This is a genomic window from Dyadobacter luteus (genome assembly GCF_003383615.1).
Classification (GTDB): domain Bacteria; phylum Bacteroidota; class Bacteroidia; order Cytophagales; family Spirosomataceae; genus Dyadobacter; species Dyadobacter luteus.
In genome coordinates this window covers 1-13,916 of record NZ_QNUL01000010.1, presented here as the reverse complement: position 1 = coordinate 13,916, position 13,916 = coordinate 1, and the positions used below count along the sequence as shown (strand labels likewise).

The window sequence follows — 13,916 nt, the reverse complement described above, 5'->3', positions numbered from 1 at the left end:
TGTTACCAGGCATGTCAGAAAATAAGAAATCCATCACGAAATACGTGATGGATTTTCTGCATAACAAACCTAACTAATTTATGAATAAAGCCTTTTCAGACTGATATTCCTTACTTGATTAATTGTTGCCTCCGGCTCTTCTTTGCAGATCATCTGAACCGGTATTGCGCTGGCGTGCGCCTTTCACATTTTGGTTGCCAAAGTTGTAAGTGAAAGTAATTCTGGCCTGTCTGCTTGGCCATTGCGACTTCACATGGAAGTCAATGTCTTTGTAAATGGCACGTCCACGAAACTGGTTAGTCCAGAACAAGTCGTTTAGATTGAGTCTGATTGTGGCTTTTTTGTTCCATAGGCTTTTCTGTACACCTACATTCACCATTCCCATAGGTCGCGCTGCATACAATCCGTAAAAAGCACGGCTGTTGTACCATCCTGACAACTCTGCCGACCAGCCATTTTTGATTGTAAACTGGTTGTTCGCATACATGTTCCACGATACCTGCTTAATTTCTAGTACTTCTTCCAGATAGAAAGAGTTATAGTGGTTATATACTCCCGTGAAATTGGTTTGTAGTGTCCACCATTTTCTGATGGGAATAGGCGCTGAGATCGTTAGACTGATGTTATCCTGATTGTCAAGGTTATCGGAAGTAACAAAGGTTTTGTTCTCGGATGCAATCTGCTGAGGCAATTCGTCGGCGATCATATCTTTAATCCTACTGTAGGCCAGTGTGGTATTCAGGAAGTTTTTGTAAACATGTACCAGTTGAAATGAATTGGTATACTGTGGTTTCAGGTTCGGATTTCCTTTCTGGAAAGTATAGGGATCAAGATAGAACTCGAACGGATTTAAAGACTGGTAATTGGGTCGGTCTATCCTGCGGCTATATGAAAGGTTCAGCACGTTGTTTGTATCAAGCTGTTGTGATAAAAACATACTCGGGAACAGATTGATATAGTTACGATCCAGCTTTTGATTCAGTGTTACCGAGTTCCCTATTGAATGTGTATGTTCTCCACGGAAGCCCAGTTGGTATGTCAGTTTTTTAGAGATCTTACCGCTGTAGTTAATGTAAGCAGCATTCACATTTTCAGTGTATTTGAATTGGTTGGAGCGTGATGGATCAAGTGTCCAGTCGTCTGCTTTGGTCTCGAATACCATGTTGTTGTCCGAAGCCACATAACTTGCTTTCAAACCTGTTTCAAATTTTCCTTTCCAAAGTGGCTGTGTATAGTCAAGCTTGGCAACGCCAATGTTAATTTCAGAAGGCATTTTGTTACGCACAATTTCCGGTGCTCCGTCTGCTTCGCCGTTTGGTTTGCTGTAGCGGGTGTCCAGCTCGCTTCTATTTTCTCCTTGGTATTTGACGTAATCCACATCGAAAGTCAGTTCCTTACCATTATCATCAAACTGGTGCTTGAAGTTCAGGTTCGTACTGAAATTGTTCATTTTAGAGCCATTGAACACATCCGTACGGAATGTACGTTGCAGACTGAGGTCTTCATTCAGGATGCGGGTGTTGGTTTGCCCGAAAGGATTGCTGAAGGTATTTCTGAAGCCGGAGACCAGCACTCCGAAGGTCGATTTTTTAGTAGCGAAAAAATCAACTCCTGCTCTTATGTTGTGATATTGAGACTTGTTGATCCTTTCCGTTTTTTGATCAAAAATGGTTACTTTATCTTCAAATGGGATAGATCTGTAAATTTGGTTATTATTAAATCCTTTATTGACGAAAGTGCCGGCGCTGACGAAAGTGCTGATTTTCCCTGCCCGGTGGTTGATCGTTCCCGTAGCGTTGGTACGTCCGTGGCGGGCATAACCTGCACCCAGATTGATATTCCCATTCGTGCCGTAATTCTTATTGCGTTTCATCTTAATATTGATGATCCCGGAATTACCTGCCGCATCGTATTTAGCAGATGGGTTAGTGATCAATTCGATTTTTTCAATATTGTCGCTAGGCGTGTTTCTCAGCAAATTCATAAGCTCCTGTTGAGAAAGGAAAGTTTGTTTCCCGTCAATCTGTACGATTACTCCTTCTTTTCCACGTAGTTTGAGCTGATCGTTTTGCTGATCCACAGTAACGCCCGGTGCTCTTTCGAGTACTTCCAGAGCCGTGGATCCGGCAGAAACAATACTGTTTTCAACGTTCAGAACTGTGCGGTCTATCTGCTGTTCTATAAATGGTTTCTTTGCTACTACCGTAACTTCATTCAATGATTTCGTATCAGTTTTCAGTGCGGTAGCCGGAAGCGTAACCAGTGCGTTGGCAACTCTAAAAACATTGCTATACTCTTTTTGGTATCCTACCATAGAAACCAGTGTGATGTACTGACCTTCGGCAACTTGTTCAAAAAGGAATTTGCCGTTTTCATCAGATGCCAATCCTTTGGCCAGCGTAGAGTCTTTGGCGTGCAGAAGCAGCACGTTTACAAACGGGAATGCAGCAGACTTTTCGTCCAGGATTGCTCCGGCTACTTTTCCCGTTGGGGCGGTTGATGTTTGAGCAAAGGCAAAGCTTGCGCTAAGCACGAATGCTGCTGTTAGGTTTGTAAAGAATTTCATGGCTAATAGATATATGGCTGTCTGAAAGTATAAATGACTTCTTTATCTTTCAGTACATTGCAAAGATAAGTACTTGGTATAACATAGAACCATTAATATTATGAATGGTTTGAATCTGTGTTAAGCGGATATCTCTTCTTTGCAGCACCGAATCATAGATACAAATTGAAACAGGAAAGTTGCATGAAACCAGAAAAAAAGTTTGAGCGGTTAATAATATGGGTTGAGTGTTTTGAGCTGATAAGGAAGGTTAGTTCATATTCTTGTATTTAAATTGTTGTTTTTCAGTATGTTGATTTTTGATCCTGAATTTGAATGATTTTTTATATTTTATTTTCTGAAAGAAGAGGACAAACTGACGATTGTATAAAGCGAAGATTTTTTTGTAACGCTCAGAAGGCTGTTCTGTTAAAAGCTACGTATCTTTCATTAGGGCATAATCGTCCTAATGCATTATAGTCTATTTCTTTTACTTACCTAAATCACCAATTATGAGAAAAAGTTACTGTTATCTTATTTACAGGCAACTGGCATTTTTGATTTTGCTATGCTGCCTGACCAACCTGGCCTTTGCGCAAAAGACAGTGCGGGGTACTGTTATGGATGCAAAAGGCGAAGCGCTTATCGGAGTAAGTGTAATGGTGAAAGGAACCACCAGAGGAACGGCTACCGACGTTGCGGGCAAGTACGAAATTGATACGGAAGGAGCCGGGGCAACACTGGTATTTTCATTTGTCGGATATGTGAGAAAGGAGGCTGCTGTAGGCAATCAGTCAGAGATTAATACAACGCTCGCAGAGGATACACAGAATCTTTCAGAAGTAGTAGTAACGGCGCTTGGTATCAAAAGGGATAAACGTGCGCTTGGTTATTCTGTTCAGGAGATAGGCGGCGAAGCCATTTCTACCGCAAAGGAGGCTAACCTTGCGACTACACTAGCAGGTAAAATGGCCGGCGTGCAGGTAACACGGTCTGCAAATGGAGCAGGAGGATCTTCACGTGTAGTGATAAGAGGCTCCAACTCGTTGGTAGGAAATAGCCAGCCTTTGTATGTGATTGATGGCATTCCAATGGACAACAGTAATCCTAATTCTCCGGGAAGCAGCGGTGGTATTGACTATGGCGATGGTATTTCCAATATCAATCCTGAAGATGTAGAATCCATGTCTGTGCTGAAAGGACCGAACGCAGCAGCGCTCTATGGCCAACGGGGAAGTAATGGTGTAATTCTGATCACCACCAAATCAGGTAAGTCGAGAAAAGGAATCGGAATTAAATACGGCATTGACTATTCGCATGGAAACGCCCTGGTACTGCCCGATTTTCAGGATGAATACGGACAGGGGCTTGATGGTACATTCACACATTTTCGTGGCAACGATGGGAAAATTTATACCTGGGCGGCAGCTCAGGCTGCGGGCGTTCAGGGGGTGCCCAAAACAAGCGGTGGACGCGATCGCTTCACAAGGGCTAGCTGGGGCGCGAAGATGGATGGGCAGCAATATGAAGACCAATGGGGTAATGCGCTAAACTTTACACCGCAACCCAACACTTTTCAGGAGTTTTTTAATACAGAAAGACAGGTTGTAAATAACATCAGCCTGGAAGGAGGAAATGACAATGTAAATTATCGGTTGTCGTACGGGAATACGAATATCAACGGATATACTCCGGGTAATACGCTGAAGCGTAATAATGTAAACCTGAGAACAATTGCCAAGCTAACCAGTAAACTTGAACTGGACGTAAAAGCCAACTATATAGGCCAGGCCGGGAAAAACAGACCTACTGTTTCCGATGCCAGTGATAACCCTGCTTACATTTTTATCAGCCAACCGAGGAGTATTCCGATGAGCATATTAGCCAATTCTGCCTGGACTGCCAACGATGTAAACCGGCAGCTAGGGTACGGTACGGTGCCGTTTGTAGGCATGGAGAAAACATATGCAACGAATTCTTCCACAGCCAATCCCTACTGGACACGCGACCATACGGTGAACTCAGACGACCGTCAGCGTCTGATAGGGCTTATTAAACTGAGCTATCAATTCAACGACTGGATCAGACTTACGGCAAAAACAGGAACAGACTTCTATACTGACCAACGATTCCGATCGCGGGAGAAGGGGACCTATCAAAGTGCCAACCGTAACGGGGATATATCAGAACAGGTTACACGCGTGCGTGAAGACAATAGCGATATCCTGCTTTCTCTTACTCCTCAGTTAACTAAGGACATATCTCTGGGATTAAATTTCGGAGCCAACCATCAAAAGTTTTTCTCCAGAACTACAGGGAATGCAGGAGTAGAGTTCATAGCTCCGAATCTCTACACTATTACCAATACACTCACTCAGACTTCCGTTTTTGGTTTGACGGAATCTTCCATTAATTCTGTCTATATGTCGGGACAGCTCGGGTTTAAGGAGTGGCTATTTCTGGATTTTTCTGCCCGAAATGACTGGTCTTCAACATTATCTCCGGCCAATAATTCATTTTTTTATCCGGCAGTTAGTGCCAGTTTTGTAGTGACTGATGCGTTTAATATACAAAGCGATGTACTCAGCTTTTTGAAACTACGTGCATCTGTGGCTCAGGCTGGTAGTTCGGGTTCTCCATACCAGCTAACAGGAAATTATTCAATTGATGCTGTGTCTCATGGTGGTATTCCGCTTTCGAGCTATACCTCTACAATTCCTGATCCGAATCTTAAAAACGAACTGACCACATCTTCGGAATTTGGTGTAGAAGCACGTTTCTTTAAAAATCGGGCTGGGCTAGCATTTGCCTATTACAACGCATCTACTAAAAATCAGATTCTGGATGTGCCGCTTCCTCCTTCAAGCACCTTTGCTTCACGAAGAATTAATGCAGGCGAAATCCGAAATCACGGAATTGAGCTTACACTCAATGGCACACCTTTGAAAACTGAAAGCGGATTTACATGGGAATCAACTTTTAACTTTTCGAGAAACAGGAATGAGGTCGTTTCTCTGGCAGATGGAGTAGACCTGTACACCCTGGGAACCGACCGTGGAGTAAATGTGATTGCATCGCCGGGAAAACCATTTGGTACAATCATAGGAAACGGATTTCAATGGCTCCGTGATAATGAAGGGAATCGTTTAATTGATCCGACGACGGGTCTTCCTTTGAAGTCCAATGGAAAGGTACTGTATGAGTTGGGCAATGCGCTTCCCAAGTGGATCGGTGGTTTCAATAACAGCTTCCGTTATAAAGGAGTTGCACTTTCGGGGCTGATAGATATCAGTCAGGGGGGCAAAATCTATTCGCAAAGCATGCGTGAGGAGTTGGTTTATGGTACCATCAAAAAGACGCTCCCAGGGCGTGACGGAACCTACGTAGCCGATGGGGTGGTGGCTTCAAAATCTGCTGATGGAAACTGGGCCGGTACAGGTGTTGCGAATACAAAGCAGGTTCGCGCTCAGGATTATTGGAATGTGGTGGCGCCCGATAAGGACAATGTTGTTCCTGAGGAAATGCTCAACGATGCAAGTTATGTGATGTTCAGGGAGCTTACACTCAATTACTCTCTTCCTGCCAAAGTTGTAAACCGAACTCCTTTCAAAGGAATCCGTGCTGGGATTTATGGCCGAAACCTTTTCTATCTGCAACGGAGGACAGAAGGGTTTGCTCCGGAAGCATCCTCTTTCAATGTGAGTAATTCATCAATCGGTCTGGAATCTACGGCTTTACCGTTGCTGAGATATTTTGGAGCAAGTTTGAATGTGGAGTTGTAATTGTATTAAACATGACTTTTTTAGAGATGAAACATATATTTAAATCAATTTTAGCAGCGGGTGGTATTTGCTTACTGCAGGCATGTACAGGTGATTTTGAAAAACTCAATACACCACCCAACTCCGTTACCACCATTGATCCGGGCTTACAGCTCTCCCGTGTACAGCGCGACGGAGCATTTGCAGAAGGTGTGGAATACCCGAATAACCAATATGGTTCGTGGATACAGCAATGGGCGGGAGGTGTGCTGATTTCAAGCTCGCGGTATATTGAACAACCGGATAATAATACATGGGATGCTCATTATACTTTAATCAAAAACATAAGCCAGATCAGAAATGAAATTTTGAAAGGACAGGAAAATGAACCTTCCGGAAGAACCAAACTGGCTATTGCAAGGGTGGTGGAAATTGCTGTATGGCAGCGTTTGACAGATTTATTTGGTGATATCCCTTATTCTCAGAGTGCGCTGGGAACTGCGGAGGTCAATAATAAGCCTGCTTTCGATACCCAGGAGTCTGTTTATAAATCGCTGATCGCTGACATTAATACGGCGCTCGCTCAATTAACAGTAGGTGATGTAAGTTACGGCACTGCAGATTTCTATTACAAAGGAGATGTAGCAAAATGGAAGAAGTATGCTAATTCTTTAAAACTACGGTTGGGGATGAGAATCAGGTATGCTGATCCTGCACTGGCCCAGAAAACCGTAACGGAAGCTATGGCGCAACCACTACTGGAAAGTAATGCCGACAATGCAACTGTTCCTACTTTTAACAATGCAACTAATGCGAATGTGCATCCGATCCTAAACCATTTTCTGGCCGGAAGCCCGGACTTGAAATATTTGGCAGATGCTTTTGTAAACCAGCTTGTTACCAGTAATGATCCGCGACTACCCCGGATTGCACAGCCTAGTGTGAATTCTGTGAAGGCAGGAGCTCCTGCTTATAAAGGAATCGGAGTTGCGCTTACCGACGAAATTCTTAAAACAATCATTAAGGATGACTATTCAACGGCATCGACAACCACTTTCTTTAACCGTGCGTACAGCCCCGCTATTCCATGTATTGTGATGTCGTTTTCGGATGTATCTTTTTATAAAGCCGAAGCAGCACTGGAAGGATGGGGAGCAACAGCAGAGCAGGCTGAGAAATTCTATCAGGACGGAGTAACTGCCGCGTTAGCTCAGGAACCTTATAATGTCACAACCATTCCTGCCAATTTCGCCTCTCAGTTGTCTTTTGCCGGATTGACAAAGGAACAGAAGCTTGAAAAAATTGGTACGCAAAAATGGATTCAGCTTTTCGGACGCTCCTATGAAGCTTATATTGAATGGAGAAGGATGGGTTATCCAACCTTGAAAGCAGGACCATTTGCAGGATCAACGAATGGAACTATTCCTCGCCGCACAGTATATTCTTCGAGAGAAGCATTGCTCAATGAGGATAACTATAAGCTGGCGGTAGCGAGGCTGCCCCAGGGTGACACGTATATTTCCAAAGTATGGTGGGATAAACGATAAGACTTGAAATGTTATCATTTTAAAAGCGGAAGTCAGTTACACTGGTTTCCGCTTTTTTGTGCAGATGCGTATGTGTTGAGAAAGGAAGGCGGTAAGGAAAGAGGAGGGTGGAAAGACTTTCGGTCAATCCATCAACCGATAAGAGCAGGATTAAGAAATGTTAGTAGGTTTTAGAGTGGCCGGCATGCAGACGAATCAGTTCATCACTTGTACTTTGAAGCAGATCTACCGAATCGACTTCCAGAATTTGGGAGATTTGGATGAGGCGCTCCACTGTTATACGTGTATAAGCTAGCTCTATTTTACTGTAGGCATTTTGTGAAATACCAAGTTTCATTGCCAGATACTCCTGTGTGTAGTCTCTGTACTCCCTGATCTTCCTGATGTTTGCAGCTACGGTTCTGATTCTCTCTTCTATCGTTTGGTTCATAACACACAATGTTTTGACGGAGTCATTTAATTGAAATCATATACGGTCAGCAGGCATCTTAAGATCAGTTAAATTACAACAAGTACGAATATTTTTCATGTTCACATGTACTTATCAGGTACATCACTGATCCATTCCGGAAAATTAACATTATACGTTTTATTATATTCCCTATATGCTCTCGCTACACCTGAGGGCATGAAATCGTCTAAAAAATATACTAATGGTGAGTGGTTTTCTCCAATTGTAGAAAAATGGGACACACCCCGTAATTGGCTTAAAACAGGAGGGTTGTACGAGTAAAAAAATAGTTACAATTGCTGATTGTACCACTTATTTTTTTGAAACGCAATTCATAGTTTATATAAGGAAACCGCGCATGTGATACGACAGCAAGTTTCTTTTAGATCGCACTTCATACTCCCTGAAGTTTTGTTTGACTCTTTTTAGTTGTTTGTTTATCAGTGTGTTATGTTTTTTATGGCATGGATGTTTAAAAAACTATTTCGAACGCAACGTTCAACAGGGGTAGCCGAAAACCTGAAAAAGAGTAAGCAATTTTTAACAAAACCATTTGTGTGTATGAAACTTCAGGAATTAAATCACGAGGAAGCAAAAGAAATCAATGGTGGTCTTTTAGGCCTTTTTGGAAACAACGATTCTCAGTCGTCAGGAAGTTTGATTGGTAAATTAGGAATCAATTTCAGCAATCAATCTGTAGATGATGACGGATCATCAGAATCTACAAATTTCGGAACCAACCTTGACTTGGGCGGTATCTTCAATTCTTTAAATAGCTAATGAGAATGAATAGTTTTTCAGGCTGATCGGCGAGAGCAGAGAAGGCTTCTGAAATAACGATATTCCGATTTCCCTTCAGCGTTATGAGCAGTTGCTCAAAAGAAAATCAGGGATAGCCGAAAACCTGCAATAGAGTAAGCGATGTCTAATTTAACTATTTGTCAATTATGAAACTTCAGGAATTAAATCACGAAGAAGCAAGAGAGATTAATGGTGGTCTTTTAGGCCTTTTTGGAAATAACGATTCGCAGTCATCCGGTGGATTGGTTGGAGGATTGGGTATCAACTTCAGTAATGAATCCAGAGATGAAGATGGCTCATGGGATAAATCGAGCTTCGGTTTAAATCTTGACTTGGGTGGTATTTTCAACTCAATAAACAGCTAGTGAATTGTCGACTCAGATTTTAGAAAGGCTTCACTATACTACTTTTCTAAAGTCTCAGACATTTTGATTTCACTTCAATGTTATCACACGCTTCGGCACTGAAAATACAGGGGTTGCCGAAAACCTGAAACAGAGTAGGCAATTTTTCAATAAAACCATTTATGTTATGAAACTTCAGGAATTAAATCACACTGAAATGCAAGAGATCAATGGTGGTCTTTTAGGTCTGTTCGGAAACAATGATTCACAGTCGTCAGGTGGCTTGTTTGGCGGACTAGGTATTAACTTTAGCAATGAATCCAAAGATGAAGACGGATCCTGGGATAAATCAAGCTTCGGTTTGAACCTCGATTTGGGTGGAATCTTTAACTCTATCTCGAACTAATTTCGGGGTACATAAAAATCGCGGGAGTGGCATGCGTCATTCCCGCTTTTTTATATCCTGTATGCAAGAAGCTCTGTTATTCTTATTAGTTGTGGATTACTCAACTAAGGTTTGATTCTACCTAGTTTGTGTATATACGTTGGTACGTTAATTGGATGTGACGTATACATATTTAAGGCCTACTCTTCTAATTTATGGAAACAAAAGATACGTCCGGAAAAATTTTCCCACCTGAAATTCTGGAGTTTACTTCAGATTATCATTTTCATCAACATCACACCAGATCTCAGCTCATCTACCAACTGCTGATGCTGTTGGTTATAATAGCTTTCATATCTCTGTTCGTCATTGCAGTAGATGTCAGCGTCCGCAGTACCGGTATTATCAGATCTCAGGACGATCGTAATGAGATCAAAGCCCTTGTCAGCGGACGACTAGACTCGGTTTTTGTCTCGGAGAACCAGCGGGTTAAAAAAGGGCAGGTGCTTTTAAAGATAGAAGCCGATATACTCAGGGAACAGAATCAGTTGGTTAAAGCACAGAAGAATGACTATGAAAATCAAATCCAAGATCTGAACAAGCTCCTGCACCTGAGCCGAACTAACAATTGGAGTAAAAAGCCTGGTCTTTCGAGTGGGTTGTATAAGCAGGATTTTGCGCTTTTCTGGCAAAAGATTACTGACGCCAAAACAACATTGGTTACTGTTGAGAAGGATTATGCCAGAAACAAAACGCTTTACAATGTAAAGGCGATTTCTGAAGCTGAATACGACAGAGCGGTGTTACTGCACAGCACGGCTACCAACAGGATCAAAACTATTATGGAAGAAGAGGAGGCCCGTTGGGAAGCTGCGCTTACACAATTGCAGATGAAAACGCGGGAGTTGAATTCTCAGGATCAGCAATATCTGCGGGAGAAAGACTTTTACGTGGTGAAAGCGCCAATAAGTGGCACCGTTCAGCAGCTTAAAGGCTTGCAGCCGGGTAGCATTGTATCTGCGAATGAATTTCTTGCCGAAATTTCGCCTGATGAATCCATGATTGCCGAGATGTATGTATTGCCAAAGGATATAGGCTTGATTCGCCCCGGCACGCTAACCAGGCTACAGGTCGATGCCTACAATTATAACCAGTGGGGATTGGTAACGGGGAAGGTGGTATCAATCTCTAACGATGTGTATACCAACGGTAAAGAACCTCCGTTTTTCAAGGTTCGTTGCAAACTGGATAAAAATTCGTTGACGTTGCCGAGCGGTTTTGAGGGGAAACTGAAAAAGGGGATGACGTTGCAGGCGCGTTTTCTGGTTACCGAACGTACACTCTTCCAGTTACTTTACGACAAAGCCGACGACTGGCTGAATCCTAACCTCATTGCAACAAACGATACTCCGTCCCTGAACTAACCACACTATGAACCCAACTAAGCCGAACCCGATACTGGCACGTTTACGATCCCTCTATCTATGGATTGTGAAGGCTCTTCCTTTTTTGAATACCAAAATGCGTCTTAAACATGTCATTATCAAACAGCACGATCTTACGGATTGTGGCGCCACCTGCCTCGCTTCTATTGCCGCCTATTATGAGCTGACAATTCCTGTCGCGAGAATCAGGCAGTATGCTTCTACCGATAAAAAGGGAACAAATGTGCTCGGCTTGCTGGAAGCCGCCAATAAGCTTGGGTTCAATGCAAAAGGTGTAAAAGCCGATTTCGAACAATTGCCGCACGTACCTTCGCCGGTGATTGCGCACGTCATCATCAATAAAGTGCTACATCACTACGTGGTGGTATATCGAGTAGGCGATAGGGATGTAGATGTGATGGATCCGGCACGTGGTGAGATGCTCACACTTACCTATGAGCAGTTTAAAAGTATATGGACGGGCGTATTGATTCTGGTGCAACCCGGAGATTCTTTTGTGGCAGGGAACGAGACAGTATCTGTCAATAAACGCTTTTGGTATTTATTGAAGCCACATAAGTCTATCTTGTTGCAGGTGCTGCTTGGGGCGGTTATTTATACATTGCTTGGACTTTCAACATCCATTTTTCTGCAAAAAATTGTAGATAACGTATTGCCGGAAGGCAACCGGAACCTGCTTAATCTGATGGGAGTAGTGATGATCGGTATTCTGTTATTCAGGGTGGTGATTAATCATGCAAAAAGCTTACTGACGATCAAAACCGGTCAGCAAATTGACGCGCGGCTCATTCTTGGTTATTACAAACACCTGCTCAGGCTGCCTCAGCAGTTTTTTGATAACATGCGCGTCGGGGAAATTATCTCGCGGATCAATGACGCAGTGAAGATCAGGGTGTTTATCAATGATGTGTTGATTGGCTTTGCTGTCAATATGTTTATCCTCGTGTTTTCGTTCGGGTTAATGTTTACCTATTACTGGAAGCTGGCGGTGATTATGATGGGGGTCGTGCCGCTGTATGCCATCATCTATTATTTCTCCAACAAAGTCAATAAGTCGACGCAACGGAAGCTAATGGAGAGTTCTGCTGAGCTGGAGGCGCAATTGGTTGAGTCGATCAATTCGGTGAGTACTATCAAACGTTTCGGGCTGGAAGATTTCACAAATATGCGTACTGAAACGCGTTTCGTTGGCATGTTGCGATCGGTATATGAATCCAATACCAACTCCCTGTGGATCGGAGATTTCAGTGGTTTTGTGTCGAGCGCGTTTACTATTATTCTATTATGGGCGGGATCATTATTTGTACTTAACAGCATTATTACTCCGGGAGAGCTTCTTTCATTTTATGCAATCATTGGCTATTTCACTGGCCCGGTAGCAAGTCTTATCGGAATGAATAAAACCATTCAGGATGCGTCGATTGCGGCAGACAGGCTTTTTGAAATCATGGATATTGAGCGGGAATCCATGGAAAATAAGGCGGTGATGACGAGCGATATGATCGGGGATATTCATTTCAGGAATGTACATTTCCGCTATGGCACGCGCGTTACAGTCTTTGAAGATCTGAATCTGGTAATACCGAAGGGGAAAATAACAGCCGTTGTAGGAGAGAGTGGTTCTGGGAAAACGACATTACTTTCACTTCTTCAAAATATATACACCGTTGAGTCAGGCAACATACAGATAGGCGGATTTGATATTAAATACCTTACCAACGACAGTCTGAGGCAAATGGTGAGTGCCGTGCCTCAGGATGTACATCTGTTTGCAGGTAATGTGATCAATAACATTGCGGTGGGTGAATTTGAACCGGATATGAAAAAGGTGGTTTCTATTTGTCAGGAACTGGATATTATGAGATTTATTGAGAACCTGCCCAATGGTTTTAATACATACATCGGTGAGAATGGGACGAGTTTGTCGGGCGGACAAAGACAGCGCCTCGCTATTGCCCGGGCATTATACAGAGATCCTGAAATTCTGATTCTGGATGAAGCAACATCTTCATTAGATTCTAAATCTGAGCAGTATATACAAGTGGCCGTGCAGGCAATGAGAAAAAAAGATAAGACGATTATCATCATTGCACACAGATTGAGTACTGTCATGAATGCTGATAAAATTGTGGTGCTGGAGCAGGGTAAACTGATCGAAGAAGGAAGTCACAAAAAGCTGCTGACCAAAAAAGGTAAATATTATGATATGTGGAGGCAGCAGTTTCCATCGCTTGAAAGTGTGAATTGAAATGATCCGCTCTGATTTGAATTCAGAGCGTTTTTTTGTTAAAGAAATATGCTTCGTATAACGAAACTTTCACAAATTACAGAATCAATGACTGTGGAAAACCTTGACGACTGGATATAGCTTTAACAACAATAAGATAAATGATAAGCTTAAATGGATATAATTACGAAGGTTGGAGGGATTTTTTCAAAAGAAGATTCGCAATGTCAAAAAAGTATTCCTGTATTGAAGTAGGAACTACAGGCGAAACCGTTACAGAAAAATATGTACCACTTGATGCAGTTGATAAGACAGCAATTAAGGTAAGATATTATACTAATTACAATTTAAATGGACGTATTCTTAATATATGGAAAACAGGTAAGTGAAATTACGTTGTCAACTGATGA

General features: G+C 42.5%; 10 protein-coding genes. 8 read left to right on the top strand and 2 right to left on the bottom strand.

What is annotated here, in order from left to right; genetic code table 11:
* Positions 1-118: 118 nt before the first annotated feature.
* Positions 119-2,566, bottom strand: a complete 2,448-nt coding sequence (locus DSL64_RS13805; protein WP_115831500.1) for a TonB-dependent receptor — start codon at positions 2,564-2,566, stop codon at positions 119-121.
* A 491-nt stretch (positions 2,567-3,057) separates the two neighbouring features.
* Between DSL64_RS13805 and DSL64_RS13800 the strand changes: the two genes are divergently transcribed.
* Together DSL64_RS13800 and DSL64_RS13795 are read left to right on the top strand one after the other, a co-directional pair.
* Positions 3,058-6,327 carry a SusC/RagA family TonB-linked outer membrane protein gene (locus DSL64_RS13800; RefSeq protein ID WP_115831499.1) on the top strand — a complete coding sequence of 1,090 codons (3,270 nt, stop codon included), beginning with the start codon at positions 3,058-3,060 and terminating at the stop codon, positions 6,325-6,327.
* A gap of 26 nt (positions 6,328-6,353) precedes the next feature.
* Entirely contained in the window at positions 6,354-7,853 is a 1,500-nt protein-coding gene (locus DSL64_RS13795; RefSeq protein ID WP_115831623.1) for a SusD/RagB family nutrient-binding outer membrane lipoprotein, read from the top strand.
* Positions 7,854-8,013: 160 nt separating this feature from the next.
* Here DSL64_RS13795 and DSL64_RS13790 read toward each other — a convergent pair whose 3' ends face one another.
* Positions 8,014-8,283, bottom strand: a complete 270-nt coding sequence (locus DSL64_RS13790) for a helix-turn-helix domain-containing protein (protein ID WP_115831498.1) — start codon at positions 8,281-8,283, stop codon at positions 8,014-8,016.
* Between the two features lie 582 nt (positions 8,284-8,865).
* Between DSL64_RS13790 and DSL64_RS13785 the strand changes: the two genes are divergently transcribed.
* The 6 genes from DSL64_RS13785 (at position 8,866) to DSL64_RS28955 (ending at position 13,895) form a co-directional block, all read left to right on the top strand.
* Complete coding sequence (locus tag DSL64_RS13785; RefSeq protein ID WP_115831622.1) at positions 8,866-9,084, top strand: hypothetical protein; 219 nt, start codon at positions 8,866-8,868, stop codon at positions 9,082-9,084.
* Between the two features lie 167 nt (positions 9,085-9,251).
* Complete coding sequence (locus tag DSL64_RS13780; RefSeq protein ID WP_115831497.1) at positions 9,252-9,470, top strand: hypothetical protein; 219 nt, start codon at positions 9,252-9,254, stop codon at positions 9,468-9,470.
* Positions 9,471-9,636: 166 nt separating this feature from the next.
* A complete protein-coding gene (locus tag DSL64_RS13775) occupies positions 9,637-9,855 on the top strand; it encodes a hypothetical protein (protein ID WP_115831496.1) in 219 nt (72 codons plus the stop codon).
* Between the two features lie 194 nt (positions 9,856-10,049).
* Positions 10,050-11,258, top strand: a complete 1,209-nt coding sequence (locus DSL64_RS13770) for an HlyD family secretion protein (protein WP_115831495.1) — start codon at positions 10,050-10,052, stop codon at positions 11,256-11,258.
* Between the two features lie 97 nt (positions 11,259-11,355).
* Entirely contained in the window at positions 11,356-13,527 is a 2,172-nt protein-coding gene (locus DSL64_RS13765) for a peptidase domain-containing ABC transporter (RefSeq protein ID WP_115831621.1), read from the top strand.
* A gap of 203 nt (positions 13,528-13,730) precedes the next feature.
* On the top strand, positions 13,731-13,895 hold the full coding sequence (locus tag DSL64_RS28955; RefSeq protein ID WP_158547923.1) for a hypothetical protein: 165 nt from the start codon (positions 13,731-13,733) through the stop codon (positions 13,893-13,895).
* Positions 13,896-13,916 lie beyond the last annotated feature (21 nt).